This window comes from Thermoactinospora rubra, from assembly GCF_002093975.1.
Lineage (GTDB): Bacteria > Actinomycetota > Actinomycetes > Streptosporangiales > Streptosporangiaceae > Nonomuraea > Nonomuraea rubra_A.
In genome coordinates this window covers 56240-81061 of record NZ_MSZZ01000042.1, presented here as the reverse complement: position 1 = coordinate 81061, position 24822 = coordinate 56240, and the positions used below count along the sequence as shown (strand labels likewise).

The following is a 24822-nucleotide window of genomic DNA, read 5'->3' as shown; positions in this document are numbered from 1 at the left end:
CACCACTGGAGCACCTGTCGATGAAGGTCACCGAGCAGTCGTCCTTCCGCAGGTCCGAGGCGCAACGTTTGGCTGACCAAGGGCCCGTGCCGCCCGCCGCCTCGGGCCGCAGGCTGCCCTCGGCTCCCCGCGAGCGCAAGCCCGCCCTCGCGGCGCTGGCCGTCCTGCTCATCGTCGGCGGCGCGCTGCTGACCGCCTTCCTGGTCATCCAGATGGGCAACCGGGTCCCGGCCCTCATGGTCGTCAGGACCGTCCCGGCCGGGCAGAAGATCGTCCGCGCCGACCTGCAGGAGGTCCAGGTCCCCGCGGAGACCGAGTTCGACTACATCCCGGCCCAGCAGCTCGACATCGCCCTGTCCAAGTACGCCAAGGTCGAGCTCGTGCCCGGCGCGCTGCTGACCGCCGACATGACCGCCGACGCGCCGGAGGCACTGGTCGCGGGCAAGGCCGTGGTGGGCCTGTCGCTCAAGGCCGGCCAGGTGCCCGGCATGCTGGCGGCCGGGCAGCGGGTCCAGGTGATCTACGTCTCCGGCGAGGAGGGCACGGTCGGCACCGGCAAGGTGCTCGCCGACCGGGCGACCGTCCAGTCCGTCAGGGAGTCCGAGGGCGGCACGACGCTGGTCGACATCGTCATCGACAAGGCCGCGGCGGCCAACGTCTCGGCCGCTGCCTCCGGTGGCCGCGTGGCCCTGGCGTACCTGCCGGGCGCCAAGGGCGGCGAGGCGTCCGCTCCGGCGATCACCCCCACCCCGCAGCCCACCCCGACGGACGGCACGCCCGTCAAGCCCACCAAGAAGCCCACCGCGAAGCCGACGAACCAGCCGACGAACCAGCCCACGGGCACCGCGAGCCCGACGGAGGGCGGCTGAGGCATGGCGCTCATCGCTCTGGCGGCCGACAAGGGCGCACCCGGCGTGACCACCGCGGCCACCGCGCTGGCCGCGGTCTGGCCGCGCAACGCCATGCTCGCCGAGTGCGACCCCTCGGGCGGCGACCTGGCCTACCGCCTTCCCGGCGAGCACGGCCGCCCGCTCAACCCCACGCAGGGCCTGCTCAGCCTGGGCGCCGCGGCCCGCAAGGGCCTGGGCCCGCAGCAGGTGCTCGAACACACCCAGCGGCTCATCGGCGGCCTGGACGTCCTGCTCGGCATCACCGCCGCCGAGCAGTCGGCGGGCCTGACCTGGCTGTGGGACCCGCTCGCCCAGGCCCTGCGCGCGCTGCCCGACACCGACGTGGTGCTGGACTGCGGCCGGCTGGGCGCCTACCCGCCGCTCCACGGCCTGCTCGCCGCTTGCGACCTGGTCGTCCTGCTGGTCCGCCCGCAGCTGGACCAGGTGGCGCACCTGCGCGACCGCGTCGCCTCCCTCGGCGCCGCGCTGGCCGAGCGCACCCGCACCCCGCCGCCGCTCGGCGTGGCCGTCATCGCCGAGCCCAAGGAGTACGGCAGGGCCATCGGCGAGGTGCGGCGGGTGCTGAGCGGGGCGGGGCTGCCGGACCTGGTGCTGGGCGGCATCGCCTACGACGTCAAGGGCGCCGAGCTGCTGCGCGGCGAGTGGGGCGGCCGCCTGGACCGCACGCTGCTCATCCGCTCGGCCCGCGAGCTGGCCACGACGCTCACCGGTCACCTGGCGAGGGTTGCGGTGCCATGATCGATCACTCTCTGGTCAAGCGTTTCCGCCAGGAGGTCGGCGACCGCCTGGCCACCCAGCGCAGGCTGGACGCGGCCAACGGCCTGCCGCCGATGACGGGCGAGGACGAGCGGCAGTTCGCCCGGGCGCTCATCGCGCAGGTGCTGGAGGAGCACGCGCGCAACGAGATCGCCGTCGGCCGCACGCCGCCGAACGCCGAGGAGGAGGAAGCCCTCGCGGCCGGGATCCACGCCGCGCTGTTCGGCGTGGGCCGCCTCCAGCCGCTGCTGGACAACCCCGAGATCGAGAACATCGACATCAACGGCTGCGACAAGGTCTTCATCAGCTACGCCGACGGCCGCGAGGAGATGGGCGAGCCCGTCGCCGACTCCGACGAGGAGCTGATCGAGCTGATCCAGATCCTCGCCGCCTACTCGGGACTGTCCTCCCGGCCCTTCGACACCGCCAACCCGCAGCTCGACCTGCGCCTGCCCGACGGCTCCCGGCTGTCGGCGGTGATGGACGTGGCGGTACGGCCCGCGCTGTCCATCCGCCGGGCGCGCCTGGGCAAGGTGTTCCTGTCCGACCTGATCGGCAACGGCACGCTCAGCCCCGAGCTGGGCCGCTTCCTCCAGGCGGCGGTCGCCGCGCGCAAGAACATCATGATCGCCGGGTCCACCAACGCCGGGAAGACGACGCTGCTGCGCGCGCTGGCCAACGAGATCCCGCCCAACGAGCGCCTCATCACCGTCGAGCGGGCCCTGGAGCTGGGCCTGGACCAGTTCCCCGAGCTGCACCCGAACGTCGTCGCCTTCGAGTACCGCCTGCCCAACGCCGAGGGCCAGGGCGAGATCACCATGGCCGAGCTGGTGCGGCGGTCGCTGCGCATGAACCCCTCCCGCGTGATCGTCGGCGAGGTGCTGGGCGACGAGATCGTCACCATGCTCAACGCGATGACCCAGGGCAACGACGGCTCCCTGTCGACCATCCACGCCAACTCCAGCATGGAGGTCTTCAACCGCATCGCCACCTACGCCCTCCAGGCCCAGGAACGGCTGCCGATCGAGGCCACCCACATGCTCATCGCCGGCGCGATCGACTTCGTGGTCTTCATCACCAAGCGCAACGACTACGGCAGGGGCGGGCGCCTGCGCCGCTACGTCTCCAGCGTGCGCGAGGTCACCGGCGTGGACGGGCGCGTGCTGTCGAGCGAGGTGTTCGCGCCGGGACCGGACGGCTCCGCCGTACCGCACGCTCCCATCCAGTGCATCGAGGACCTGGCCCAGCACGGCTACTACCCCGGATACGGCGGGGGGTGGCGGTGAACACCCTCATGCTGTCGGTCGTGGGCGGCGCCGCCATCGCGGGCGGGCTGTTCCTGCTCGGGCTGTTCATCCGCGGCACCCGGCCGCGCCCGCAGGCCAAGACCGGCGGGCTGCGCAAGGAGCAGCTGCGCAAGCTGTCGGCCAAGCTCGGTGTCGCCGTGGTCGTCGCCGTCGCCGTGCTCGCGCTGACGCGCTGGCCGGTCATCGCGATCGGGTCGGGCCTGCTGGTCGTCGGCTGGAACAGCCTGGCCGGCGGCGCCCGCGAGGAACGCATGGCCATGCGGAACCTGGAGGCCCTGGCCGCCTGGACCGAGTCGCTGCGCGACACCATCGCCGGCGCCGCCGGTCTGGAGCAGGCCATCCCCGCCTCCATCCGCGCCGCCGCGCCCACCCTCCAGCCGCACATCAGGGCCCTGGTCGACCGGCTCCACACGCGCATGTCGCTGCCGGACGCGCTGCACCGCTTCGCCGACGAGCTCAACGACCCCTCCGCCGACCTGGTCGTCGCCGCCCTCATCCTCAACGCCAAGCTGCGCGGCCCCGGCCTGCGTGAGGTGCTCACGGCGCTGGCCGCCTCGGCTCGCGAGGAGCTGGACGTGCGGCGCAAGGTCGAGGCCGAGCGGCGCTCGACGCGGCGGTCGGTGCAGATCGTCGTGGGCGCCTCGGTCGGGTTCGCCGCCCTGCTGGTGATCTTCAACCCGTCGTACGTCCAGGAGTACCAGGGCTGGCTGGGGCAGATCGTGCTGCTGGTCGTGGCGGGGCTGTTCGGCCTGGGCTTCGCGTGGATGCGCCGCCTGGCCCGCTACCACAAGCCGGAACGGCTGCTCGCCCGCGTCGCTCAGGGGGCGGAGGCCCCATGATGACGCTCGCGCTCCTCGCCGGAGCCCTCATCGGCCTGGGCCTGTTCACCCTGTCCCGGGCCCTGTTCCCGGCGCGCCCCGGCCTGGCCGCCCGCCTGTCGGCCACCGACGGCCTGCGCCGCGAGTCGGCGGTGTCCGTCAGCGTCATCACCCGCGAGGAGGTCAGCCCGTTCAAGCAGCGGCTCGGCGAGAGCCTGGGCCGCTTCTACGCCGCCCGGGGCTGGGAGATGCGCTCCCAGCGGGCCGACCTGGCGCTCCTCGGCCGCTCCTGGGACGGCTTCCTGGCCACCAAGTGCCTGCTGGCCGCCGCCGGGCTGCTGGCCGCCCCGCTCGTCGCCGGGTGGATCTCGCTCATGGGCTGGGGCGTCAACCTCGTGGTGCCCGTCTGGACGGCCCTGCTCGTCGCGCTGGTCTTCTTCCTGCTTCCCGACCTGCAGCTCAAGCGCGACGCCGCCGCCAGGCGCCGGGACTTCCGCCACGCGGTGGGCGCCTTCCTCGACCTGGTGTCGATGAACCTCGCCGGCGGCCGGGGCGTCCCCGAGGCGCTCATGATGGCCTCCTCCGTCGGCGAGGGCTGGGCCATGGCCCGCGTCCGCGACGCCCTGGCCAGCGCCCGCATCGTCGGCATCACCCCCTGGCAGGCGCTCGGCCAGCTCGGCGAGGAGGTCGACCTGGACGAGCTGCGCGACCTGTCCTCCGCGCTCGGCCTGGTCGCCGAGGACGGCGCGAAGGTGCGCCAGTCGCTCGCCGCCCGCGCCGAGACCATGCGCCGCCGCGAGCTGGCCGAGATCGAGGGCCAGGCCGGCGAGCGCTCCCAGTCCATGCTCGTCGCCCAGCTGCTGCTGTGCGCGGGCTTCCTGATCTTCCTCAGCTTCCCAGCCGCCATGAAGATGTTGGGATCATGAAAGGGGACGTGTCCCGATGAATCCGCTCAACTGGCCTGAAGTCATCTACTTCCGCGCCATGCTCGGCGTGCGCATCGAACGCGCGCGCAATGCCCCGAGCCGCGGCGCGTCCGCCGTGGAGTGGGTGATCATCACGGCGATCATCGCCGGTGTCGCCATGGGGCTGGCCCTGGCCATCCAGAACCTCGTCAAGAACAAGCAGGCCGAGATCGAGAAGGGCTTCGGCGGCGGGGGCAACGGCGGCAACGGCGGCAACCCGTAGACCCGTGGTGACCTCCGGCGCCCGCCCGCGCGGCCGTCTCGCGTTACCCGTGCGCGAGGCGGCGGCCCGGCGTGCCCGGGAACGCGGCGCCTCGGTGGTCGAGCTGGCCATCCTCATGCCGGTCGTGCTCATCGTCATCCTCCTGATCGTGCAGTTCGCGCTGATCTTCCACGCCCGCCAGGTCGCCGACGCCGCGGCCCGCGAGGGCGCCCGGGTGGCCAGGGCCGCCGGGGTGGGCGAGGGCGCGGGGGACTGGCAGGGCGCGGCCACGCAGCGGGCCCGCACGATCATCGGCGCCATGGGACCGCAGATCCTCACCAAGGCCAGCGTCCAGCCCTGGCAGCGCGGCAGCCATCGCGGCGTGACCGTCCGGGGCGACGCCGTGGCCGCCGTGCCGCTGCTGCCGGGCATGAGCTTCCGCATCACCTCGACCTTCGGCGGGCCCATCGAGTGCTTCCGCCCCGACGACGGCTCGGGAGGCTGCGGATGAGGCCGCTGTGCCGTACGGCAGGCTTTCGCAGTGAGCCGGGCGTGCGCCGTGAGCCGTCGGCGGAGATCGCCGAGCGCGGGTCGATGGCCGTCGAGACCGTGCTGCTCGCCCCGGTCATCCTGCTGTTCATCCTCTTCCTGGTCGGCGCGGCGGTGATCGTCGAGTCGCAGGGCGAGGTGAACGGCGCGGCCCGCGACGCCGCCAGAGCCGCGTCCGTCCAGCGCAACCTCGGCTCGGCCGAACGGGCGGCCACGGACGCGGCCCGGGCGTCGCTGGGCAACTCGTGCTCCTCGCCCGTCGTCAGCCTCGCCGGCTCCAACTGGACCGAGGGCGGCGAGGTCCACGTCCGCGTCAGATGCAAACTCGACCTGGGCGCCGTGGCCGGGTTCGGCTTCTCGGCCAGCAAGGAGATGACCGCCACCGCGGTGGCGCCGCTGGAGCAGTTCCGGAGGGTCGACTGATGCGCGCCGCGCCGAGACCCGACCGGGGCAGCACCTCGGTGTTCGTCGTGGTCTTCTCCCTGGCGATCTTCCTGCTGGCCGGGCTGCTCGTGGACGGCGGAGCCGCCATGAACGCCCGGCTGCGCGCCGGAGACATCGCCGAGCAGGGCGCCAGGGCCGCGGCCGACACCATCGACGAGGACCACCTGCGGGAGACCGGCACCATCAGGATCCGCGACGAGGGCCGGGCCTGCGCGCGGGCGAGACGGGTGGTGACCGCGCACGCCGAGGCCAAGGCCACGATGAAGAGCTGCGCCGTGCGCAACGGCAACCGGGTCGACGTCACCGTCGAGATCAGGTGGACCGCGTTCTTCCTGTCCGTGATCGGGATCGACCAGGGCACGATGGCCGCCGAGGTGACGGCCGGGCCGGAAACAGGCGTGGGATAGACGGTGGGACAGACGATGGCAAGGCAACCGTACTCGCGATCCGCGACCGACGTCCTCCTGGGCGTGCTCGCCGTGCTCGCGCTGCTGGGGCTCGTCGGCGGCGTGCCGTACGCGCTGGTCAAGTTCTTCGGCAACCCGCTGCCGGAACGGCTCAGCCTGGAGGCGCTCACCAGGCAGGTCGACTTCCAGACCGTCCTGGACATGCTGGTGGTCCTGGTCTGGCTGGCCTGGCTGCAGCTGGTGGTCTGCATCGCGGTCGAGCTGTGGTCCGGCATCCGGCGGGTGGGCGTGCCCGCGCAGGTGCCGTTCGCGCGCGGCCCGCAGGCGCTCGCGCACCGCCTGGTGACCGCCGCGCTGCTGCTGTTCACGGCCGCGGCCGTGGTCGCCCCGGTGGCGACGGCCGTCTCCAGCGCGGCGGGACCGGCGATCTCGCAGGACGCCGGCCCGCCCACCGCGCAGCCGCAGCAGCTCCAGGAGGCCGAGACCCTCACGCCGGTGAAGAAGGTCAAGAAGGTCTACACCGTCCAGCCGCCGGAGGGACGCCACCACGAGAGCCTGTGGGAGATCGCCGAGAAGTGCCTGGGCGAGGGGCGCAGGTACCGCGAGATCTACGAGCTGAACAAGCACCGGGTGCAGCCCGACGGGACCAAGCTGCACATCGCCAGCCTGATCAGGCCCGGCTGGGTGCTGGAGATGCCCGACGACGCGCGCAACGTCCACATCGTCGACGAGGACGAGGACCGCGAGAGCGTGCTGGAGCGGCATCCCGGCAAGCCGGCCGAGCTCGACGGCAAGAGCAAGGACGTCCAGGTCAAGCAGGACCGCGCGGGCGACCCGTCCCGGTCGGTCGACGCCAGCCCCGAGACCGGCGCGTACGACCCCGAGCAGACCCAGAACGTGCGCCCCGACCAGCTCCCGCAGCCCAGCCGGCAGGACCGGGTCCAGCAGCCGGCGGCCGACCAGGGAGTGGACCTGTCCGCGCTGTCCGAGGCGCTGCCCGAGGCCGTGGCCGCCGCCTCGCTGGCCGCCGCCGGGCTGCTGGCCGCGCTCGGCAGGCGGCGGCGCGAGCAGCTGTGGAGCAGGGCGTTCGGGCGGCGCGTGCCGCTGCCCACCGGTCCCGGCGTGCTGGCCGAGAAGGCCATGCTGCTCGGCGCGGACGTCCAGGGCACGCGGCTGCTCGACCTGGGGCTGCGGCACCTGGCCAAGCAGCTCGGCGCGGCCGGCCGTACCCCTCCCACGGTCTTCGGCGCCTTCCTCGCGCCGACGCACCTGGACCTGTGGATCCACCCGGCCGACAAGGACGCCCCCGCGCCGTGGGTCGCCGTCGACGGCGGGCAGGTGTGGCGCCTGGACGCCACCGCCGGCCTGCGGCTGCCGGAACGGTCGCTGGCCGACGTGCTCGCGCCGTACCCGGGACTCGTCTCGCTCGGCGCCAACGAGGGCGGCCGGGTGCTCGTCGACCTCGAGGCGGCGCACGGCATCATCAACCTGCGCGGGCCGTACACGGAGGCGGCGCTGGCGGCCGTCGCCGTCGAGCTGGCCACCAACCGCTGGTCCGACCACATGAACCTGGTCCTCGTCGGCTTCGGCGCCGAGCTCACGCTCATCGCGCCCGAGCGCATCACGGCCGCCGCCAGCCTCGCCGAGGCGCTGCCCGCGCTGGAGGCCGCCACCGCGCAGGTGCGCGACGCGCTGGCCGCCGTCGGCGCCGACTCCGTGCTCACCGGCCGCGCCCGCGGCGAGTACGGCGAAGCCTGGATGCCCACCTACCTGCTCTCGGCGGTCCCGCCCACCCCCGAGGAGGCGCAACGGCTGGCCGAGCTGGCGCGGACCGGATCCCGCCTGGCCTCCGGCTACATCGTCGCCGGCGAGTCCACGCCGGGCGCGGTCTGGCAGTGGGAGGTCACCGCCGAGGGGCGGGCGCGGCTGCCGGCGCTCGGCTTCGACGTCAAGGCCCAGCTGCTGCCCGCCGACCAGTACCAGCAGGTCATCGACCTGTTCAGGACCGCGGCGCGGCGCGAGGGCCAGCCGATGCCCGACCCCTCGCCCGCCGGACCCGCCGCGCACCAGCTCCAGGCCGGCTTCCAGCTGCTGGCCGACGTCCGCGTGCTGGGGCCGATCGAGGTGCAGGCCATGCACCCGATGGAGACCGAACGGCTCGCGCTGTGCCAGGAGCTCGTGGCGTACCTGGCCACCCACCCCGGCGGCGTCCACCCCCGGGTGCTCGCGGGGGCGCTGTGGCCGCGCGGGGTCGAGGAGTCCGTCCGCGACGCGGTCATCGACCGGGCCATCGACTGGCTCGGCGACGACCCGACCGGGCGGCCGAACCTCTACCTGGACATGGAGGGGCGGCTGCATCTCGGGCCGTACGTCAGGATCGACTGGGAGATCTTCAAGGAGCTGCTGCGGGTGGCGCGCCAGGATCCCACGCAGGAGGCGGCGATCCTCGACTACGCGCTGAACCTGGTGCGCGGGCCGCTGCTGGCCGACCGGCCGCAGGGGCGGTACCTGTGGCTGGCCGGGGACCCGGTCGAGTCCGAGGTCACCGCTCGCGTGTCGGACGCGGCGCACCGGCTGTGGCAGCTGCGCATGGCGGCCTCCGACCCGCAGGGGGCGATCACCGCGGTGCTGGCCGGGCTGCGGGTGTCGGAGGGCGACGAGGCACTGTGGCGCGACCTGCTGCGGGCGGCGCACGCCACCGGGGACGTCGCGACGCTGCGGTTCTGGGTGGACACGCTCCGGCAGCGGGCGGCCAACTCGCGCTACTGGGGCAGGCTCGTGCCGGAGACGGAGGCGCTCATCGAGGAACTGCTCCCGTCGGCGGCCGTTCCGGAACGGGCGGCGGGGTGAGGCCGGTGGGGTTCGACGCTACGCGGACGGGGCCGGGTTCGGCTTCCCGGGCGGAGGTTTTCCTGTGGGAACGCCGGAGGCTCGCCCTTCCGGCGGGGCGCCGTGGGCTCCTTGTGGCGTTGGCCGCGTCGGCGGCGGTCGCCTGCGGTCCCACGCCGGACCCCTCCGCGGGCTTCAACGGGGCGAGCCGGCAGCGCTCGCCCGAACCGGCCTCCCCCGCGGCCTCGGCCCCCGCGACGCCCACGCCATCGGCCACCTCGTCGCCCCCGGCCAAGCCGGTGGCGCGCTACCCCTTCCCGAAGGACTTCAAGGTCGTCTTCCCCTCCTACAGCGGTGAGGGCCAGGCGGCCGTGCAGACCTTCCGCGACTTCTGGGGCGCCTGGTGGTACGCGGTCACCACCCACGGACGCGACCGGCGCTACCAGGACTACCTGTCCACCCAGGACATCCTCGGCGGCGGGCTCACCGTCTTCCCCGAGGTCGTCGTGGACTGGCGCCAGCAGGGCGTGCGGCCCACCGGCGTCCTGCGCGTCCACAAGCTCGACATCACGCTCGCCGAGGACGCCAGGCTCGGCTTCACCGCCTGCGTCGACGCCTCCAGGCTCGGCACCCGGTCGGTGGCCACCGGCCAGGAGCGCTGGACCCTCGGCAAGCGCCCCACCTCTCGGTACCAGATGCGAATCCTCATGGAACGGTCGGCGGGCGCCTGGAAAGTCGGCGCGTTCCTGTCCGACTCCACGGTTAAGGAGTGCCGATGACGCGGCGACTGCTCACGCTGGCGTTGGCGATCGTTGCCCTGCTGTCCCTCGCCGCCGTCCCCGCCACGGCGGACCCCGGCGTCGGCGGCGGGGGCGACGGCCGGCAGTACTACATCGAGACCCAGGTGCGGGTCTCCGGCAGCGGCCACAAGAGCGGCGGCCAGGTGCACATGCCACCCGACTTCGACCCGCCCAAGTGCTGGTGGGAGCCCAAGTTCACCTACCAGGAGATGGTGGACTGGCTCACCGGCATCCAGAAGGTCTTCACCAACTTCCCGATCATCGGGGACCTGGTGGACTACATCGTCAACCAGCTGCTGGCCGAGTACAAGCAGTACGAGAACGAGCCTGGCAAGATCTTCTGGCTGCTGACGGACGACAAGACGCCCGAGGGCGCGGCCTGCTACCAGCGCACCGAGCCCAAGTGGCGGGTCATCCTGCAGGTGCCGGTCCAGGAGAACGACCAGGTCATCGACCCGTGGGACCTGGCCAAGATCGCGCGTGCGAACCTGACGCTTCCCGAGCCGGTCATCACGATCAACCCGCCGGACGGGCGTTCCTACGTCGGGCTGGAGACCTGGATCGGCGTGCAGCCCGTCGAGCCGCTGTCCGTCACGGCCGAGGTCGCCGGGTTCCCGCAGCTGAGGGCGACGATCACCGCCAGGCCGTCGCGCGTGGAGATCAAGACCAACGGTCCGGGACAGGTCAAGGACGGGCCGACGTGCCCGCCGTACCACAAGGGCGCCTCGCTGGCGTCGGGGTGCTGGATCAAGTACAGCAAGTCGTCGCTGGGCGGGCGGTACACGATCACCGTGACCCAGCACTGGACGGTCACCAGCGAACCGGCGTTCAACCTGCCGCCTGGCGAGGTGGCGACGACGGCTCGCATCCAGGTGGACGAGATCCAGGCGACGGTGCGGAAGTAGGGCGTCGCGGGGGCCCGGTCATGTGGCCGGGCCTGCGACCAGTCGGGCAGGGCGGATCTGGCGATCTTCCCTCTCCAATGCGGAAGCTCCTTGTCCGCAATGGCTCATAGCGTGCTTCTCGAATCCCTCACAGGCCCCTTCGGAGAGGCGAACGCATTCATGACCATCCTCGTGACCGGAGCAACGGGAACCGTCGGCCGCCACCTCGTCAACCAGCTGGTCCACGAGGGCCACCACGTCCGGGCCCTCACGCGCAATCCCGCGGCCGCCGGTCTCCCCGACGGCGTCGAGGTCGTCGAGGGCGACCTGACCGCGCCGCACACCGTCGAGGCCTGGCTGGACGGCGTCACCGGCCTCCACCTCATCACCTTCGACGGCGCGGACAGCACGCCGCTGCGGACCGGGTACGAGATCGTCGACCTCGCTGCGAAGGCCGGCGTGCAGCGCGTGACGGTCCTGGGCGGCTGGGATCCCAGCACGGTCGAGGAGGCGCTCGACAAGAGCGACCTGGGATGGACCCACCTGCGGCCGGTGGAGTTCATGGCCAACGCGCTCGACTACGCCGAGTCCATCAAGGCCGAGGGGCGGGTGCGACGGTACGACGGCGGGGCCCTGAGCGCCATGGTCCACGAAGCCGACATCGCCTCGGTGGCCGCCGTCGCCCTCACGCGGGACGGCCACGCCGGCAAGGCCTACGCCCTGACCGGCCCCGAGGCGCTCAGCCTGTCCGACAAGCTGGCAGTCATCGGTACGGCCATCGGCCGCCCCGTTGAGTTCGAGCCTTTGACCGAGGCGGAGGCCAGGGAGGAGATGCGGGCTTCGGGCTTTCCGGAGGAGTACATCGACTTCGCCATGGAGTTGGAGAACAACCCGCCGGCGGAAGGGTCGATCGTGCTGCCCACGGTCGAGGAGGTCACCGGCCGCCCGGCACGCACGTTCGCCCAGTGGGTGACCGAGCACGTGTCCGCCTTCCGGTGAAGTGCGTGGCCGTATCGCTCTGTGAGGGGCTCGGCGTTTGCTGAAGGCGCGACCGGCGCCGGGGCGGCGCGGCGACGAGGTTCCCGGCGCGGTTCTCGATGCCGCCCCCTCGCGGGCCTTTGTTCGGATGGCGTGTGCCGGCCGCGCGATGCGGTACGCGAGTGCGGTCGGCACACGCACCGGATCGGACTACCTGAGACGTGCCCTCACATCGCTAGTCGGGAAGCGCGGCTTGGATCGGCGTCAGGGTGCCCATGGTGACGAGCAGGCCACGGCCCGGCGGGCCGCCGACCGTGCCCCGCGGTAGCCGTACGGTGAAGAGGTCGCCGTCCGCCGGGCTCTGGACGGCGAGGAGCAGGCCCGTACGGGACTTGCGCGCCTCGGCGACGAACCCCCGGTAGGCGGTGGCCAGGTCGCCCGTAGCTCCGGCGATGATCAGGCCGTGCTCGCCGTCCCTGCCGGTGCGCAGGATCTCGCTGAGCAGCATCCCGACCGAGCCGTCGGGATCGACCAGCTCGGCGTCGTCCACGATCACCACGTAGCGTTCGAGCCGGGCCACGATGCCCTCGAACGTGAGGCCCGAGACAACCCCAGCGTCCCCGGCTCCTGTGCCGGCCTCGGATCCTGTGATGTATGGCCGGTCGGCCTCTTGGGCGGCGAAGGCATCCGCTTCGTGGCCGATGGCGGAGTCGCCGGTGGCATGGGAGGCGTGAGCCGCCGCGTCACCGTCCCGGTGCATGAGCGGGTGTTCGTTGCTTGTCGCGGCGTTGCCGGGGGCGCTCTCGTCTGCGACGACGCTCGCGGCGAGCCCAGCCGCCTTGCCGCTGGCCGTGCTGGGTGCCGATCCCATGGCGCGGATGCTGAGGACGGTGCCGTCTCCGTCCAGTACGGCATGCGCGCCCTCCAGAGCACGCAGGGGGCTGCGCCGGGGCGTGACGACGATGACCGGCGTGCCTTGGCCGATGAGCGAGAGGGCCGCGGTCATCAGGGCCGACGAGCGGCCGGAGCGTGGCGGTCCGGCGATGACGGCGCCGGGACCGTGGGCGAGGAGGTCCAGCCCCATGGGGGTCAACGCATCGCCGCCCGCTCCGATGAGCGCCCACAACGGGGACGGTGGCACGAAGGCCGGGTCGAGGTCCAGGGTCTGGCTCATCGTGATCCGCGAGGGCAGCGCGTCGACCCGCAAGGGCGGTTCGCCGTCCCACACCCAAGGAGATCGGCCGCTCTTGCGGTTCGCGGACGCGGTTCGCGAACGCCCGAAGAGCCGGGACGCTGGGGCATCGTGGCGGGGTTCGTCCGCTTGGGGGCGGTGCGCGGCGTCCATATCCTCCCGCCCGCGATGTCCGCCGATGCCGTACTGGCCGGGTGCCGCGCCCGAGGCTGGCTCGACGGAAGTGCGAGGGGGCAGGGCGGGTGTGTCCTGTCCGCCCTGGTCACCTGGGTGACCGGCGGTGGGGGGCCCGGAGCCGGCCATGTGGGATCTCGGCGACGTCCGAGACGCCGGTTCCGGCGATGGAGGAGACTCAGACGGCACCCGAAACGCTGACTCTGTCGATGGAGGAGACTCGGGCGACCCCTGAGACGCCGATTCTGGCCATGGAAGAGACTCTGGCGACCGGTGGAGCTTCAGCGATGGCGGGGACTCCGGTGAGCATGGAGGCGCGGTTTCGTAGGTTGAAGCGGTGGGTGCCGCGTCGGCTCGGGTATGGCGATCGCCATGCCTCTTCTCGCGCACGGTCTCCGCAGCGGCGTCAGGTCCTCTCGCGCCACGCCCATGGTTCCGCGCGAGCGTTGCATCCGGCGGTGCCGGCTCATGCGCTACCTGATGGGCGGGAGCCCAGGCGAGGCGGGCCAGCGCCTGGAGTGCGGCCACCTGAGCCGGACCGGACGGGTCAGGGTCCAGGAGCGCGACCTGGCTTTCGACGATCCCGTGTTCGCCCATCGACACGGCGCGGCCGGGCGGCATGGTCGAGGGAAGGTCCTTGATCGGCAGGCCCGCGAGGCCGTAGTCGCTGGGGTCGGCGAGGCGGAGGATGAGGCGTTCGTCGAACACGGTCGAGACCTGGCCGATCAGCGCCGATCTGTCACCGGTCACGACGGCGCGCAGGCCCACGGCCCCGCCTTCGCGCAGCAGGTGGAGGAGGCTCTCCGTGAGCCGGCCGTAGTCGTAGCCCTCGAAGGCCGCCACGTACCCCTCCCACCGGTCCACCATGAGCACCAGCCAGGGCAAGCGGTTGCCCGCCCGGCGGTACTCGGCCAGCGAGGCATGACCGGCTTCGGCGAGGAGCTGCTGGCGGCGTCCTACTTCCGCGCGCAGCCGGGTCAGCAGGCGTTCGACGCGGTCGAGTTGGTCCCGCGTGACGACCGCGCCGCAGTGGGGGAGAGCGACGAGGGGCAGCAGCGCTCCGGAACCGCAGTCGATCGCGTGAAGGTGGACGTCGGCCGGAGACGTGCGGGCGGCGATGGCGCCCGCGATCGTGCGCAGGGCCGTTGACCTGCCGGTGCGGGCGCTTCCCGCGATGAGCAGGTGACCGCCGTGCTCCAGGTCGAGCACGAGGGGGCGGCGAGCCTGCGCCCAGGGGAGGTCCGTGACGCCGAACGCGAGAGGCGCGATGGCCACAGACCCTTGTTCGTGATGACTCGGGGCTTCGGTGCCTTCCGGGTGATACGCCGGGTTTGGTGAGGATGAGCCGCCGGGACCGAGGAGGTTCGCGTCGGCTTGGTCGCGCGGGTGAAGGTCGTCAGGGGAGCGGTGGCCAGGGCGTGCGCCAGACGGCGTGCGTGCCGTAAGAGGGACGGGCGCGGGTGTCGGGCCGCCTGAGGTGCTGGTGCCAACCCTGGGGCTGTCGGTGGAGGTGGCACCGCTGGCGGAGGGGGAGCCACTGGCAGAGAGGGCGCCGTCGGTGACGGCAGCACCGGCCGTGGGTGTGGCACCGGCAGTGGACATGACGCCCGCAGGTGAGATGACTCGTGGGGCGACGAGGTCGTCAAGGACCACCTGCGAGGGAAGGGGATCGAGCCATGGGCTCGGCTGGGCAGGCACGCCGGTGAGTCGCGCCGCCTCGGCCACCGCGTCGACGAGGAGCGCCAGGTTGCTCGTGCCCGAGTCGTCGCTCTTGTCCTGCATGGGGGGAAGGGGCCTGCCGAGGCCGCGCCACGTCAGCTCGGACACCCGGACGGTGCCGCCGGACTGCGCGGTCACGCTTCGGCCACCGATTCTCGCGGCCTGTACGGCTGTCGCGGGAGCAGCCCCCGACCTGACGTAGCACCGGCCCGGGGTGGAGCGGGAGATGTGCGCCGCGTCGGCCACCCCGATGACGTCGGCCGACTCGGCAGGTTCGGTGACGCGGAGGGCGATGCGCAGGGAGGTGTTGGCCTGGATGTCGGCGGTGACCACACCGGCGGGTCGCTGGGTCGCCAGGATGAGGTGGATGCCCAGGGAACGGCCGCGCCTGGCGATGTCGACGAGCCCGGTGACGAAGTCGGGGAGTTCGGCGACGAGCGCCGCGAACTCGTCGATGATCAGCACGAGGCGGGGGAGAGGTCGCAGCCGTCCGGGCTGTGGGTCGGCCGAGTCGAGCTGCGGGTCGGTCTCTCCACGCCAAGAGCTGAAGGTTCCGAGCCCTGGGCCGGACGTCGCTAGGTGCGGGCTGAATGCCGAGCTCACGAAGGCGTCATCGCTCGCAAGCGCCCGCCTGGCCGATGTCACCTCGCTCTCAAGGAAAGCCCGCTCCCCTGGCACCGTCACACCGCTGGGGGAATCATCACCTCCCAGGGCGTCATCGCTCCGCCGGGAGCCGTCACCCCAGGAAGGAGGGCGCCTCCGGGGGACGGTGTCGCCTGCCGGGGAGGCATGGCTCCCCAAGGCGGCATCCCCAAACGCGACATTACCCTCAAGCGGGCCGATCCCTGCTTCCTCACCCGAACGGTGACCGGAGACCTGGCCCTTCGATGTGACGGCATGGCCGGACCCGTAAGCACGAGCGCGGCCCGAGCGGGGCGGCGAGGGGCGAACCGGTGCAGAAGGCCCGTAAGGCGAACCCGAGACAGAGGGTGGCGGGAAAGGGCCTGGCCCGGATGCTTGGTGAAGCTTGTCCCAATAGTCGTCGATATCCTTGGCCCCGGCGGCGAGCAGCAGGCGTTCGCGGCGGCGGATCTCGGCGGCCAGCGAGTCGAGCGCACGACGGGTGAGGTGGCCGTCCAGGTCGGTGACCATGCCCACGGTGTGCGGGAGCCGTACACAGTCGTTGAACGCCGCGCCGCCCTTGTAGTCCACCAGCACGAACGTCAGCTGGTCAGGGCGGTTGGCGACGGCCAGCGAGCAGATCAGCGTCTGGAGCAGCTCCGACTTGCCGGCGCCGGTGGTGCCCGCGATGAGCCCGTGGGGTCCGTCCAGGCCGAGGTCGACGGCGAAGGGGCCTTCGGGTCCCACGCCGATCAGGGCCGAGGTGGTGCCGCGCTCCTTCCAGCGGGACGCCACCTCCGCGCCGCCGGGTGCCGTCATGCCCAGCAGGTCGAGCAGGCGGACGGACTCGGGCAGGCCGGCCGCCTGGTCCTCCCTGCTGACGTCCCGGATCGCGGCGAGCGCACGGCCCACACGATCACACCAGGACGGCGCGACCTGGTCGGCGACGACCGGGCCGAGCGCGTCGAGGCCGCCGCCGCGGAGCCGTACCAGGCCGTCGTGACCGCAGGCCGCCACCGTGGCGCACTCTTCCGGAAGCAGACGCTGGTCGTCGTCGACCGCGAGCGTGTAGACCCCTGCGCGAGGACCCTGGCGGAGCACCTGCGGCATGCCGGGCAGGGACCGCAGCACCTGCGCGCCGTCCAGGACGACCAGCACGTCGAACGGGCGGGCGTCGTAGGGGGCGAAGGCCGGTTCGGTCGGGGTGGCGGGGCCGCCCAGGTCGTCCCAGCCTGTGGGGATCTTGCCGCGGTCGGGGATCGTGGTGTTCAGGCGTTCGTCGATGAGCGCGTTGAGCTCGGCGATCCTGCGGGCCGCCGTCTCGGGGTCGGCGCCGACGAGTGCCGCGCCGTCGGCCGACAGGGCGCTGTGGCGGGCCGCGCAGTGCGGCAGCCAGCGCACCCAGCCCCAGCGCGACTCGCCGTCCGCGTGCGCGGAGAGCACCACGATGGCGAGGTCGCGTGGGCTGTGCAGGATCGCGGCCTGGCCGATCAGCCAGTTCGCGAGCGCCGTGGACGTGTCGCGGGGTCCCGTCACGCCCGCCACGCCCAGGCGGCGCATGGCCAGCGTCACAGGGACGGCCCGGCACGTCGGCGGGTCCAGGCGGGCGCCCTGCTCTTCGACGAGCTCCAGGTTGGCGGGCAGGTCGGCCAGGCCCACCCGCAGCCGAAGGGCGTCGGCGTCGTGGATGCGGCGCTCCCACAGCCGCCTGCGGGGACCGGTGGCGGTCAGCAGGAGCTCGGCCGCGTCGGGGGCGTCCGCCCGGCGGGCCAGCTCGTCGAGCCTCCTCGCCTCCTCGACGCTTAGCTCGAACGTCTCGAGCCTGGACTGGTACTCCTTGAGCGCCTGCCGGTGCCGCCTGCGCCCGTGCCTGCGGTCGCTCCACCACTGGCCGATCATGATGAGCGGCGTCATCAGGGCGATCAGCAGGAAGTACCACTGCCGGAGAGCGAGCGCGAGACCCAGGCCCAGGAGGGCGGGCAGCACGGCCGCGAGCAGCTGCAGGCGGATGCCTTCCGTCCGGCCCGGCTCCTTGGGGCGTTCGAACCGGCGCGGCGTCTCGGGACGGCGCAGCCGCGGCGGGCGGTTGTAGGCGAGGCCGCCTTCGGGGGTGGGAGCCAGGTGAGCGTCCGGCGGCTCGATCGCGGCCAGCGTGAGCACGGACGCGCCGCAGGTCAGCAGGCTTCCTTCCGGCCAGTCGCGCCGGTCCTCCAAGGGGAGGAAGTCCAGCAGCAGGTCGATCGAGGAGGCGGGCCCCGCCCATGGGCTCTCGCGTCCGCGCCCCGGTGGGGTGGGCGCGGCGGAGCCGACCTCACGCGGGGTCGCGTGGTGGCGCGCCGGGCCGGGCTCGTCATGTGACGTGGGGGTCTCTGGGTGGGCTCGGGATCCGGGGACGCCCGGGCCGGATCGGCCTCGGTGCCCGGGCGGGAGCGGCGTCGGGTGACGGCTCACCGGGGGAGGTTCGTGGTCCTCTGGCGTACGGCGCGGCGTGGCGTTCGCGAGGGCGCCAGGTCGGGTGGAGCGGTCCAAGGAGCGTGATTCCGCGCGTTCGAGGAGCGCCGCGACATCCTCGGCGTATCTGCCCTTGAGCTTCGGCCTGAGGGCAGGCTCCGGCGGCGCCTGCCGTACGGGCTCGACGGTGATCGCCTCGGGCGTGACGCGCAGGACGGCGGCCTCCGGGGCCAGGGAGGCGTCTGGCACGGCGACCGCGCACGCCGGGTCGGACCCGATGACGTGGATGCCGATGCCGAGCCGGTGGACGGCGCCAGAACCCGGGCCGCCCACGACCCGGACCTCCACCACGCCGCCCGGCTCGTCGATCACGGTGGAACCGGCCAGGGCCTCGTGGAGCGTCACTCGGTCGCCGTCGCGCAGGACGGCGCGGGCGGGTGCACGCGGGTCCAGCTCGTGCCCGTTGCGCCACAGCGTGGGGCCTGCCGGCGCCAGGCCGTCAGGGCGAGCCGGGTCGGCGGCGGATGTCGTGACGGAGTGCCGGTCCGCAGCGCTTGGGGGAGCCGGGGGCTGGGTGGCTGACGTTGTGAAACCGGGCCGCGCCTGGAAGGGGCGTGCGGGGCCATGCGGTGCCTGGGCTGGGGAGGCGGGGTCCTGGTCCGGAGTCGCGTCGTCATGCGGTGACCGGTCTGGGCGGGCGATTCCGTAAGGAGCGCGGGCGCGGCTGAGCCGTACCACTTTGGCGAGCGGTTCGGATTCGCCCTGAAGGGCCTCGGCGACCTGCGCGACGGTGACGGTTTCCGCGCCTTCCACGACAACGTCACGATCGCCGCGCTCATCGAGCACGGTGAGCATGATCCGCATGTGCCGACTCCCTCGGTTGCGACGACGGTCAAGGTAACGCCCGCGACAAAGGTAGGCCCGCCGAATGACCGCACCGGCATGAAATCCGCTGCCTGTGGATAACCGCCGTGCCTGTGGAAAAGTGGCCGTGTTCCTGTGGACAGTTCTCGCCGGTCTGTGGACAACCTGTGGGCGACGCGTTAGGCCAAGCCGCTGTCCGAGGGGCCCCTCAGCACCTCGGCCTGCCTGGGCGAACGACTCCTACGCGGCCTCGTGAGGCGGCCGGCTCAGCCCGCGGCCTTCTTCCGCGCCCTCGTGCGGTCGTGCAGCTCGCCCGTCTTCTCCTCAAGCAGCTCCGCATAGGCGCTGACCTCGGACGTCACCTCGGCGAGGTTGGCCGCCGCGCGGTGGAGCCGCCCGACGACACGCTCGGTGGCGGGCGCGGCGACGATGCGCTCGACGCCGCGCCTCCGCAGGCGGTCGAAGAGGGGCCGGAGGGTACGGCGGAGGCGGCCCGGGATCCTGGCCATGGCCCAATGATCGCACACTTTGAACAAGTTCAACAGGCTGTGGCCGGACAAACCGTCCGATAAAGCAGAGAAAACCGAAATAAAGAGAGAATGATGTGACCCTCGTGTCGCCTATCACGAAAAATCGGGAAACATCAATCAACTCTGCGAAATAAGTATAAAGCTCTCGCAGTTTGACACGGGCCGCCTGCGAAACGAGCATGGTTCCCCGCATTCGACCCCCACCCCGTCAATCGGATGCACATAATGGCGTGAATTCCACAATTCAGTAATGGGAGCCCCCCACCCATGAGGACAAGCGAAAAGCCCGCCGCGAACGCGGCGGCGCCCGCCGGTGCGCTGTCCGGACCCACGTCGCGCAAGCTTCCGGTGCCGCCGCGCGAGCGGAAACCGGCGCTGGCCGCCCTGGCCGTCCTCCTCATCCTGGGCGGCGCGCTCGCGAGCACCCTGCTCGTCATGCGCAGCGGCGAGCGCGTCTCCGCGATCAGGGTCACCCAGCAGATCGGCGCGGGCCGGCCCCTCACCGACGCCGCGCTGGAAGAGGTCCAGATCGCCGACACGGGCATCGACTACGTGCCGTGGTCGCGCCGTGGGGAGGTCGTCCACTCCTTCGCGGCGACCACGATCCTCCCCGGGACGCTCCTCACCAGCCAGATGACGGTGACCGCGAGCCAGGAGCTGGGCCCAGGCAAGGCGAAGGTCGGCCTGGCACTCAAACCCGGCCAGTATCCTCCGGGCCTGCGCGAGGGGGCGCGGGTCCAGGTCGTCTACGTGCCGGGCCGGTCCGCCCAGACGCCCGGCAGGGTCCTCGCCCAGAGCGCGCTCGTCCACGACGTCGATCCGCCGAGCCGCACGGGCGCCGTCAGCCAGATGACGATCATCGTGGACTCGTCGGTGTCGCCCGAGGTCCTCGCCCACGCCTCCACCGGCGAGATCGCCGTGGCCGAGCTGCCGGGAGCGGGCTGAGGTGGCGCTGATCGTGCTGGCCGCCGACAAGGGCGCGCCCGGCGTCACGACCGCCGCGACCGCGCTGGCCGCCGTGTGGCCGCGTCCGGTGCTGCTCGCCGAGTGCGACCCGGCGGGCGGCGACCTGGCCTACCGGCTGCCCGCGCTCGACGGCGGCGTGCTCAACCCCGGCAAGGGCCTGCTCACGCTGGGCGCCGTCGCGCGGCGCGGCCTGCGGCCCGTGCAGATCCACGAGCACACGCAGAAGATCGTGGGAGGGCTGGACGTGCTGGTGGGGCTGACCCACGGCGAGCAGGCGACGGGGCTCGGCTGGCTGTGGGGGCCGCTGGGCAAGACCTTCGCGACCATGCCCGACGCGGACGTGCTCGCCGACTGCGGACGGCTGGGGGCGCATCCGCAGCTCGCCGACCTGATCGCCGAGGCGGGCATGCTGGTGCTCTTCACCAGGGCCAGCCTCGACCACGTGGCGCATCTGCGCGAGCGGATCACGCTGACGAAGGCGGAGACGACGGGCGTCGTGGTGATCGCCGACCCCCGCCAGTACCGGGCGTCCATCGACGAGGTGCGCAGGATCCTGGGCCCCGGCGTGGACTTCGTCCACGGACTGGCCTACGACCCCAAGGGCGCCGAGCTGCTGCGCGGCCAGTGGGGCGGCCGCCTGGACCGTTCTCTCCTGATCCGTACGGCACGCGAGCTGGCCGGGCGGCTCCACGGGAGGCTCGGATGATCGACCACGCCCTCGTCAAGCGCTTCCGCCAGGAGGTCGGCGACCGCCTGGCCCACCAGCGACGCCTCGACGCGGCCAACGGCCTGCCGCCGATGACGGGCGAGGACGAGCGCCAGTTCGCCCGGGCGCTGATCTCCCGCGTCCTGGAGGAGCACGCGCGCAGCGAGATCGGGCTGGGCCGTACCCCGCCGACGATGGAGGAGGAGGAAGCCCTCGCGGCCGGGATCCACGCCGCCCTGTTCGGCGTGGGCCGCCTCCAGCCGCTGCTCGACGACCCCGAGATCGAGAACATCGACATCAACGGCTGCGACCGGGTGTTCGTGAGCTACGCCGACGGCCGCGAGGAGATGGGCGAGCCCGTCGCCGACTCCGACGAGGAGCTGGTCGAGCTGATCCAGATCCTCGCCGCCTACTCGGGGCTGTCCTCCCGGCCCTTCGACACCGCCAACCCACAGCTGGACCTGCGCCTGCCCGACGGGTCCCGGCTGTCGGCGGTGATGGACGTGACGATCAGGCCGGCGGTGTCCATCCGCAAGGCCCGTCTGGGCAAGGTGTTCCTGTCGGACCTGGTCGGCAACGGCACCCTCAGCCCCGAATTGGGACATTTCCTGAAATGCGCGGTGGCCGCCCGCAAGAACATCATGATCGCCGGGTCCACCAACGCCGGGAAGACCACCCTGCTCAGGGCCCTGGCCAACGAGATCCCCCCGTCCGAGCGCCTCATCACCGTCGAGCGCGCACTCGAACTAGGGCTGGACCAGTTCCCCGAGCTGCACCCGAACGTCGTCGCCTTCGAGCAGCGCCTCCCCAACGCCGAGGGCCAGGGCGAGATCACCATGGCCGAGCTGGTCAGAAGATCCCTGCGCATGAACCCCAGCCGCGTCATCGTCGGCGAGGTGCTGGGCGACGAGATCGTCACCATGCTCAACGCGATGACCCAGGGCAACGACGGCTCGCTGTCGACCATCCACGCCAACTCCAGCATGGAGGTCTTCAACCGCATCGCCACCTACGCCCTCCAGGCCCAGGAACGCCTGCCGATCGAGGCCACCCACATGCTCATCGCCGGCGCGATCGACTTCGTGGTCTTCATCGAGAAGCGCAACGACTACGAACGCGGCGGCACCCTGCGCCGCTACGTCTCCAGCGTGCGCGAGGTCACCGGATGCGACGGCCGCGTGCTGTCGAGCGAGGTCTTCGCCCCCGGGCCGGACGGCTCCGCCGTACCGCACGCGCCCGTCTCGTGCCTGGAAGAGCTGGTCGCGCACGGCTACGTCCCGGGAGCGGTGGCATGGTGACCCTCGACCCCCTGGTCCTGCTCTCCGGCGCCGCCGCGGGCGCCGGGATCTTCCTGTTCTTCCTGGCCCTGTACGGCATGCGGCCCCGGCCCTCGCGCCCCAGGCGGGAACCGGCCCGGCTCCTGGGCACCCGCACGGCGATCGCGACGCTCGCCGCGGCGGGCGTGATGGTCACGACGGGCTGGTACGTCGCGGCGGTCGGCGCGGTGCTCCTCGTCTTCGCCTGGCGGGGGCTGGCGGGAGGCGCCGCCGAGGAGCGCGCCGCGATGCGCCGCCTGGAGGGCCTGGCCGCCTGGACCGAATCGCTGCGCGACACCATCGCCGGGGCGGCCGGTCTGGAGCAGGCCATCCCCGCCTCGATCAGGGCGGCCTCGCCCATGCTGCAGCCGCACCTGCGCGCCCTGGTCGACCGGCTCCACACGCGCATGGCGCTGCCCGACGCGCTGCGGCTGTTCGCCGATGAGCTCGACGACCCCTCAGCCGACCTGGTGATCGCCGCGTTGATCCTCAACGCCAAGCTGCGCGGCCCCGGCCTGCGCGACGTGCTGGGCGCCCTGGCGGTCTCGGCGCGCGAGGAGCTCGACATGCGGCGCCGCGTCGAGGCCGAACGCCGCTCGACCAGGCGCAGCGTGCAGATCGTGGTGATCACGGCGCTGGTCTTCGCCGGAGCCCTGGTCGTCTGGAACCCCGGATACGTCGCCGAATACCGCACCTCGCTCGGCCAGGCCGTGCTCGTGGTCGTCGCGGGCCTCTTCGGCGCCGGGTTCGCCTGGATGCGGCGGCTCGCCCGCTTCGACAAACCCACCCGTCTGCTCGTCGGAGGCGACCATGGTTGAGACGGCGATCTCCGGCGGCGTCCTCGGACTGGGGCTGTTCGTCCTGATCCGTGCCCTCTTCCCGCCGCGTCCCGGCCTGGTGGCCCGGCTGCTCGCCCTGGACGCGGTACGGCAGGACGACGGCCCGCGCCTGCGCCTGGTCCCGCCCGACGAGAAGGTGGGCGCGTTCCGCCGGAGTCTGGGGGTACGGCTGGCGCGGCTGTACGGCGCGCGGGGCTGGGAGGCGCGATCGGTCAAGGCCGACCTCGCCCTCGTCGGGCGGTCGTTCGAAGGCTTCCTGGCCACCAAGGCCCTGCTGGGAGTGTCCGGGTTGCTGGCGTTTCCCGTGCTGGCGGGATGGCTCGCGGTCATGGGCTGGGGGACGTCTCCGGCGCTTCCCTTCTGGACGGCCGTGGCGTGCGCCGTGGTGTTCTTCTTCCTGCCCGACCTGCAGGTTCGGCGCGACGCCGCGGCCAGGCGACGGGACTTCCGCCACGCGGTGGGGGCGTTCCTCGACCTGGTCTCGATGAACCTCGCGGGCGGGCGCGGCGTGCCGGAGGCGCTGCTGATGGCGGTGTCGGTGAGCGGCGAGCAGCCCAACTGGGCGATGCAGCGCATCAAGGAGGCGCTGGCCGGGGCGCGGATCGTCGGCATCACCCCGTGGCAGGCGCTCGGGCAGCTCGGCGAGGAGATCGACGTCGACGAGTTACGCGACCTGTCGGCGGCCCTCGCGCTGGTGGCCGACGACGGGGCCAAGGTCCGCGCCTCGCTCGCCGCGCGCGCGGCCACGTTGCGCCGCCGCGAGCTCGCCGAGATCGAGGGGCGGGCGGGGGAGCGTTCGCAGTCCATGCTCGTCGCGCAGCTGCTGCTGTGCGCCGGGTTTGTGATCTTTCTCAGTTTTCCAGCCGCGATGAAGATGTTGGGGTCGTGATGAACCATCCCTGGATCGAGTACGTCCGCGCATACCTCGGCGTGCGGGTGCACAGGGCGCGTACCGCGTCGTCGCTCGGCGCCTCGGCAGTCGAATGGGTGATCATCACGGCGGTCATCGCCGGGGTGGCCCTGGGGCTGGCGACGCTCATCAAGACGCTGGTCGAGCAGGAGCAGGCGAACATCCAGAAGAGCTTCGGCGGCGGCGGGGACGAGTGAGCCGGGAAAGGAGCCGTCCGGGCCGGTCGGGAGGGCGGGAGCGAGGGGTCACCGTGGTGGAGCTGGCTCTGCTCATGCCGGTGATCCTGGCCGTCTCGCTGCTCATCGTGCAGGCCGCCCTGTGGTTCCACGGTCGGCAGGTGGCCGAGGCGGCTGCCCGTGAAGGCGCACGCGTGGCGCGGGCCGCGCCCGTCGACTCGGGTTCCTGGGAGGCCGACGCCGAAGCCAAGGCCATGGACCTCGTCCATGCCGTGGGACCGCGGCTGCTGTCCGACGCGCGGGCGACCGCGACGACGCGCGGAGCCGACGAGCGATGGGTCACGGTGTCCGGGAGCGCGGTTCAGGTCATCCCTTTGCTGCCCGAGCTGGCCTTCACCGTCACGGCGCGATCGGGCGGCCCCGTCGAGTGCTTCAGGCCCGACGACGGGAGCGGGCGATGCGGGTGAGGAGAGCAAAGCTCGCCGCGGTACGGCGCCGCCGAAGCGAA

At 72.6% G+C, this 24822-nt stretch carries 22 protein-coding genes; 20 read left to right on the top strand and 2 right to left on the bottom strand.

The annotated features are described in order from the left end of the window. Positions 1–20: 20 nt before the first annotated feature. From BSB02_RS28625 to BSB02_RS28565, 13 genes are all read left to right on the top strand, one after another. On the top strand, positions 21–869 hold the full coding sequence (locus BSB02_RS28625) for an SAF domain-containing protein (RefSeq protein ID WP_084963675.1): 849 nt from the start codon (positions 21–23) through the stop codon (positions 867–869). Between the two features lie 3 nt (positions 870–872). Next, positions 873–1649, top strand: coding sequence for a hypothetical protein (locus tag BSB02_RS28620; protein ID WP_084963674.1), 777 nt, complete (start codon positions 873–875; stop codon positions 1647–1649). Continuing rightward, a complete protein-coding gene (locus tag BSB02_RS28615; RefSeq protein WP_084963673.1) occupies positions 1646–2953 on the top strand; it encodes a TadA family conjugal transfer-associated ATPase in 1308 nt (435 codons plus the stop codon). The genes BSB02_RS28620 and BSB02_RS28615 overlap by 4 nt, the downstream gene beginning before the upstream one ends. After that, positions 2950–3813 carry a type II secretion system F family protein gene (locus BSB02_RS28610; RefSeq protein WP_240506708.1) on the top strand — a complete coding sequence of 288 codons (864 nt, stop codon included), beginning with the start codon at positions 2950–2952 and terminating at the stop codon, positions 3811–3813. The genes BSB02_RS28615 and BSB02_RS28610 overlap by 4 nt, the downstream gene beginning before the upstream one ends. Then, positions 3810–4718, top strand: a complete 909-nt coding sequence (locus BSB02_RS28605; protein ID WP_240506707.1) for a type II secretion system F family protein — start codon at positions 3810–3812, stop codon at positions 4716–4718. The genes BSB02_RS28610 and BSB02_RS28605 overlap by 4 nt, the downstream gene beginning before the upstream one ends. Before the next feature lie 16 nt (positions 4719–4734). Beyond that, positions 4735–4980 (top strand): hypothetical protein, encoded by a 246-nt coding sequence (locus BSB02_RS28600; protein ID WP_084963671.1) that lies wholly within the window; start codon positions 4735–4737, stop codon positions 4978–4980. A 4-nt stretch (positions 4981–4984) separates the two neighbouring features. Beyond that, on the top strand, positions 4985–5470 hold the full coding sequence (locus BSB02_RS28595) for a TadE family protein (protein ID WP_240506706.1): 486 nt from the start codon (positions 4985–4987) through the stop codon (positions 5468–5470). 41 nt (positions 5471–5511) lie between these two features. Beyond that, the gene (locus BSB02_RS28590; protein ID WP_158088745.1) at positions 5512–5931 is read left to right on the top strand and encodes a TadE/TadG family type IV pilus assembly protein; all 420 of its coding nucleotides are present in this window, start codon (positions 5512–5514) and stop codon (positions 5929–5931) included. After that, on the top strand, positions 5931–6359 hold the full coding sequence (locus tag BSB02_RS28585) for a pilus assembly protein TadG-related protein (protein ID WP_084963669.1): 429 nt from the start codon (positions 5931–5933) through the stop codon (positions 6357–6359). Before BSB02_RS28590 ends, BSB02_RS28585 begins: the two co-directional genes overlap by 1 nt. A gap of 15 nt (positions 6360–6374) precedes the next feature. Further along, entirely contained in the window at positions 6375–9209 is a 2835-nt protein-coding gene (locus BSB02_RS28580) for a hypothetical protein (protein ID WP_084963668.1), read from the top strand. A 113-nt stretch (positions 9210–9322) separates the two neighbouring features. After that, positions 9323–9967: a hypothetical protein gene (locus tag BSB02_RS28575; protein ID WP_084963667.1), complete on the top strand. Its 645-nt coding sequence runs from the start codon at positions 9323–9325 to the stop codon at positions 9965–9967. Continuing rightward, positions 9964–10893, top strand: a complete 930-nt coding sequence (locus tag BSB02_RS28570) for a hypothetical protein (RefSeq protein WP_084963666.1) — start codon at positions 9964–9966, stop codon at positions 10891–10893. The genes BSB02_RS28575 and BSB02_RS28570 overlap by 4 nt, the downstream gene beginning before the upstream one ends. A gap of 159 nt (positions 10894–11052) precedes the next feature. Beyond that, a complete protein-coding gene (locus BSB02_RS28565; RefSeq protein WP_084963665.1) occupies positions 11053–11871 on the top strand; it encodes an NAD(P)H-binding protein in 819 nt (272 codons plus the stop codon). Positions 11872–12085: 214 nt separating this feature from the next. Here BSB02_RS28565 and BSB02_RS42545 read toward each other — a convergent pair whose 3' ends face one another. Both BSB02_RS42545 and BSB02_RS28555 read right to left on the bottom strand, forming a co-directional pair. Then, positions 12086–18412 carry an FtsK/SpoIIIE domain-containing protein gene (locus BSB02_RS42545; RefSeq protein WP_240506705.1) on the bottom strand — a complete coding sequence of 2109 codons (6327 nt, stop codon included), beginning with the start codon at positions 18410–18412 and terminating at the stop codon, positions 12086–12088. 725 nt (positions 18413–19137) lie between these two features. Continuing rightward, on the bottom strand, positions 19138–19380 hold the full coding sequence (locus BSB02_RS28555; RefSeq protein ID WP_084963664.1) for a hypothetical protein: 243 nt from the start codon (positions 19378–19380) through the stop codon (positions 19138–19140). Between the two features lie 288 nt (positions 19381–19668). Here BSB02_RS28555 and BSB02_RS28550 point away from each other — a divergent pair, with 288 nt between their 5' ends. From BSB02_RS28550 to BSB02_RS28520, 7 genes are read left to right on the top strand one after another with little or no spacing between them, the layout of a single operon-like run. Continuing rightward, on the top strand, positions 19669–20346 hold the full coding sequence (locus tag BSB02_RS28550) for a hypothetical protein (protein WP_084963663.1): 678 nt from the start codon (positions 19669–19671) through the stop codon (positions 20344–20346). Between the two features lies 1 nt (position 20347). Beyond that, positions 20348–21073: a hypothetical protein gene (locus tag BSB02_RS28545; protein WP_084963662.1), complete on the top strand. Its 726-nt coding sequence runs from the start codon at positions 20348–20350 to the stop codon at positions 21071–21073. After that, on the top strand, positions 21070–22371 hold the full coding sequence (locus tag BSB02_RS28540; RefSeq protein ID WP_084963661.1) for a TadA family conjugal transfer-associated ATPase: 1302 nt from the start codon (positions 21070–21072) through the stop codon (positions 22369–22371). The genes BSB02_RS28545 and BSB02_RS28540 overlap by 4 nt, the downstream gene beginning before the upstream one ends. Beyond that, on the top strand, positions 22365–23207 hold the full coding sequence (locus tag BSB02_RS28535; protein ID WP_084963660.1) for a type II secretion system F family protein: 843 nt from the start codon (positions 22365–22367) through the stop codon (positions 23205–23207). The genes BSB02_RS28540 and BSB02_RS28535 overlap by 7 nt, the downstream gene beginning before the upstream one ends. Continuing rightward, positions 23200–24117: a type II secretion system F family protein gene (locus BSB02_RS28530; RefSeq protein ID WP_084963659.1), complete on the top strand. Its 918-nt coding sequence runs from the start codon at positions 23200–23202 to the stop codon at positions 24115–24117. The genes BSB02_RS28535 and BSB02_RS28530 overlap by 8 nt, the downstream gene beginning before the upstream one ends. Beyond that, complete coding sequence (locus BSB02_RS28525; RefSeq protein ID WP_084963658.1) at positions 24117–24335, top strand: hypothetical protein; 219 nt, start codon at positions 24117–24119, stop codon at positions 24333–24335. Before BSB02_RS28530 ends, BSB02_RS28525 begins: the two co-directional genes overlap by 1 nt. Before the next feature lie 53 nt (positions 24336–24388). Then, positions 24389–24781, top strand: a complete 393-nt coding sequence (locus BSB02_RS28520; protein WP_169729447.1) for a TadE family protein — start codon at positions 24389–24391, stop codon at positions 24779–24781. Positions 24782–24822: the final 41 nt, after the last annotated feature.

What these genes read in the sequence shown, in the direction of transcription:
- BSB02_RS28625 (WP_084963675.1), top strand. Translation starts at nt 21, where the DNA reads ATGAAGGTCACCGAGCAGTCGTCCTTCCGCAGGTCCGAGGCGCAACGT.
- BSB02_RS28620 (WP_084963674.1), top strand. Translation starts at nt 873, where the DNA reads ATGGCGCTCATCGCTCTGGCGGCCGACAAGGGCGCACCCGGCGTGACC.
- BSB02_RS28615 (WP_084963673.1), top strand. Translation starts at nt 1,646, where the DNA reads ATGATCGATCACTCTCTGGTCAAGCGTTTCCGCCAGGAGGTCGGCGAC.
- BSB02_RS28605 (WP_240506707.1), top strand. Translation starts at nt 3,810, where the DNA reads ATGATGACGCTCGCGCTCCTCGCCGGAGCCCTCATCGGCCTGGGCCTG.
- BSB02_RS28600 (WP_084963671.1), top strand. Translation starts at nt 4,735, where the DNA reads ATGAATCCGCTCAACTGGCCTGAAGTCATCTACTTCCGCGCCATGCTC.
- BSB02_RS28585 (WP_084963669.1), top strand. Translation starts at nt 5,931, where the DNA reads ATGCGCGCCGCGCCGAGACCCGACCGGGGCAGCACCTCGGTGTTCGTC.
- BSB02_RS28580 (WP_084963668.1), top strand. Translation starts at nt 6,375, where the DNA reads ATGGCAAGGCAACCGTACTCGCGATCCGCGACCGACGTCCTCCTGGGC.
- BSB02_RS28570 (WP_084963666.1), top strand. Translation starts at nt 9,964, where the DNA reads ATGACGCGGCGACTGCTCACGCTGGCGTTGGCGATCGTTGCCCTGCTG.
- BSB02_RS28565 (WP_084963665.1), top strand. Translation starts at nt 11,053, where the DNA reads ATGACCATCCTCGTGACCGGAGCAACGGGAACCGTCGGCCGCCACCTC.
- BSB02_RS28555 (WP_084963664.1), bottom strand. Translation starts at nt 19,380, where the DNA reads ATGGCCAGGATCCCGGGCCGCCTCCGCCGTACCCTCCGGCCCCTCTTC.
- BSB02_RS28550 (WP_084963663.1), top strand. Translation starts at nt 19,669, where the DNA reads ATGAGGACAAGCGAAAAGCCCGCCGCGAACGCGGCGGCGCCCGCCGGT.
- BSB02_RS28540 (WP_084963661.1), top strand. Translation starts at nt 21,070, where the DNA reads ATGATCGACCACGCCCTCGTCAAGCGCTTCCGCCAGGAGGTCGGCGAC.
- BSB02_RS28535 (WP_084963660.1), top strand. Translation starts at nt 22,365, where the DNA reads ATGGTGACCCTCGACCCCCTGGTCCTGCTCTCCGGCGCCGCCGCGGGC.
- BSB02_RS28530 (WP_084963659.1), top strand. Translation starts at nt 23,200, where the DNA reads ATGGTTGAGACGGCGATCTCCGGCGGCGTCCTCGGACTGGGGCTGTTC.
- BSB02_RS28525 (WP_084963658.1), top strand. Translation starts at nt 24,117, where the DNA reads ATGAACCATCCCTGGATCGAGTACGTCCGCGCATACCTCGGCGTGCGG.